The sequence below is a fragment of the Roseburia sp. 1XD42-69 genome (genome assembly GCF_003612565.1).
Taxonomy (GTDB): domain Bacteria; phylum Bacillota; class Clostridia; order Lachnospirales; family Lachnospiraceae; genus Roseburia_B.
The window spans coordinates 1-1,589 of record NZ_RAZG01000199.1 but is presented as its reverse complement, the minus strand read 5'-3'; the positions used below and the strand labels follow the sequence as shown (position 1 = coordinate 1,589).

1 protein-coding gene is annotated in these 1,589 nt (G+C 42.5%); it reads right to left on the bottom strand.

All coding sequences use genetic code 11. The features are described 5' to 3' along the window. Positions 1-124 precede the first annotated feature (124 nt). Positions 125-1,327 carry an IS110 family transposase gene (locus D7Y06_RS25040; protein WP_120410177.1) on the bottom strand — a complete coding sequence of 401 codons (1,203 nt, stop codon included), beginning with the start codon at positions 1,325-1,327 and terminating at the stop codon, positions 125-127. Positions 1,328-1,589: the final 262 nt, after the last annotated feature.

The window sequence follows — 1,589 nt, the reverse complement described above, 5'->3', positions numbered from 1 at the left end:
AAAACCTGCTAACAAAAGTCAAGACTTTTTAGCAGGTTTTTAAATAAATTTGGGGTATGAATTTTTCCCACGACAATTAGACCGGTGGAAAATCCGGTCTGCCATATCCTCTGTTTTAGTTTTTTTACTTCTGGTATACTTCCATCACACGTGCGTAATAAATCCTAAGGAATTTATTTAATCCCGCTATTTTTGCTGCACGTTTTGACTTTCCTTCTTTTTCTTTCTTCAAAATAAATCTATATACTGCCGCATCTTCTGGTTCTTTATGTGTTTTCAGGCATCTCATCACTTCATATCCGATCTTACGCAAACTGGAAGATCCTCTCTTGGATATTTTTCTCTCTGTTCCAATGAACTGCCCTGATTGATATGGCGGCGCGTCGATTCCTGCGTGGGCTATCAGGGCTTTTCCGCTATGGAATCTTCTCACATCCCCAATCTCTGCAATCAATTTAGGCGCAAGGACATTTCCAACACCTCCCATTGCCCTGACAACCGGATATTCCGGCAGACTCTTGGCCAATGCCTGCATCTGTGTTAGAATAGTCATCAGAGTGTTATCGACTTCTCGTAACACCCGTACTGCCTCCTGTACCAGCATTTTGGTCGATGGGGTATCGGAGGATACTGTGGGGATGCCTTCTTTTGCCAGCGCATAAATCTTGACGGCTTTATCCTGGCTCTGGTGGTATCCCTTCTCTTTTGCCCATTTTAAATAACTCTTTATAAACTGTTCCTCCGATTTCTTCGTGATATTGTCATAATGCCAGTATTCTTCCGCAAAATCCCCCAGTTTATCTTTCCCATTTGTTTCATTCCAGCCTTTCAGCAGCGTTTTGATCCCAGGCATCGTATAGTCCAGAAGATGAGTCAGTTCCAACACGCTTTCCACACGCATCCGCATATAGTGACGGTACTGCCTTCCCAAAAGCTTCAGCTCCGCATAGACGCTTTCTTCTGCCTCATAGTTCTTCAGCTTGTACCAATGGTCAATCCCATAGTTAGAGATTGTAATGGCATCCTGCTTATCCGTTTTCACACGTCTTAACCCCTGACAGCGGTATTCCTTCATTTCAAATGGATTGACCACTGCCACAAACAGCCCCTTTTCTTTCAGATAGCATAATACAGGCAAATGGTAGATCCCGGTGGCTTCCATAACTACACGAACATCATCATTCAGACGCAGCAGCATGGAAGTCAGTTCGGACAGTTCTTTCTCCACATGACAGACTTCAAAAGGCCTGCTCACAACCTCACCATAAGGCTTCAAGATACATACGGTACTTTTTTCTTTTGACACATCAATTCCTACACTTATCATCTGTAACCTCCAAAATAAATCTGTAATTGTCCCATCCACACTTATTACCACTCATTTTAGTTCGTTACACGAAAGCACCTTACGGGTTTCAACCTGCTTAAACGACTGCTTATAATAAGGGGTGGTTGACGGTTTTTATGACGGATGTGGTTAATCCAAAAAGCGCCTCGCCAGACCAATTACTCCCTTATCATAAAAAAATAAGTGCAGAAGGTAAAGCACTGATGAAATGCTTTATCTCTTACACTTATATGGTACTAAA